The sequence below is a fragment of the Pseudomonas sp. GM33 genome (assembly GCF_000282295.1).
Lineage (GTDB): Bacteria > Pseudomonadota > Gammaproteobacteria > Pseudomonadales > Pseudomonadaceae > Aquipseudomonas > Aquipseudomonas laurylsulfatiphila.
Genome location: NZ_AKJO01000126.1, coordinates 1 through 910, shown reverse-complemented (window position 1 = coordinate 910; position 910 = coordinate 1). Strand labels below are relative to the sequence as shown.

Sequence of the window (910 nt, the reverse complement as noted above, 5' to 3'; positions counted from 1 at the left end):
GCCCAGTGCATAAGTCAGCGTCCCGGCACCATCGGCGCCAAACGCCGAGTTGAAATTGGCGGCGAAGCTCTGGGTATCGTTGGTCGCCAGTAGTGTTTCGTCCACCGTCAGCGTCGGCTCCGTGCCGGTGGTGCTGATGCTCGGCCCGTCGTCCTTGAACACCAGGTTCTGCCCGATGTTGAGGGTCGCCTGGGCGCTGTCGCCGTCCCCGTCAGTCTTGGTCGCGGTCAGGGTCACCAGGTTGTCCGCGGCCAGACTCGTCGCATCATCGGGATTGGTTGTGTTGGAGTGCACCACGGCGCGAAGCTGGTCGAGCGTGACGCTGCCATCGGCGGCGACGCTGACCGTGAATACCAGCAGATTGCCGAGGGCCGTACGCCCTTCGACCACGGCGCCATTGAGCGACAGGTTCACCGCCTGGCCCGAGGCGGTGTCCGTCAGCCCGGAAGCCCCGGCCACCATACCCAGCGCATAGGTCAGGGTGCCTGCCCCATCAGCGCCAAACGCCGAGTTGAAGTTGGCGGCGAAGCTCTGGGTATCGTTGTTCGCCAGCAGCGTTTCGTCCACCGTCAGCGTCGGCTCCGTGCCAGTGGTGCTGATGCTCGGCCCATCGTCCTTGAACACCAGGTTCTGCCCGATGTTCAGGGTCGCCTGGGCGCTGTCGCCGTCCCCGTCGGTCTTGGTCGCGGTCAGCGTCACCAGGTTGTCCGCGGCCAGGCTCGTCGCATCATCGGGATTGGTTGTGTTGGAGTGCACCACGGCGCGAAGCTGGTCGAGCGTGACGCTGCCATTGGCGGCCACACTGACGGTGAACACCAGCAGGTTGCCCGTGGCCGTGCGCCCTTCGACCACGGTGCCGTTAAGCGACAGGTTGACCGCGTCGCCCGTGGCCGTGTCCGTCAGCCCGGAG

General features: G+C 65.9%; 1 protein-coding gene. It reads right to left on the bottom strand.

Going from position 1 to position 910, the window contains the following annotated elements; all coding sequences use genetic code 11:
- Positions 1-910 (bottom strand): DUF5801 repeats-in-toxin domain-containing protein (locus tag PMI26_RS31960; protein ID WP_007977662.1); only part of this gene is annotated, 910 nt, incomplete at both ends.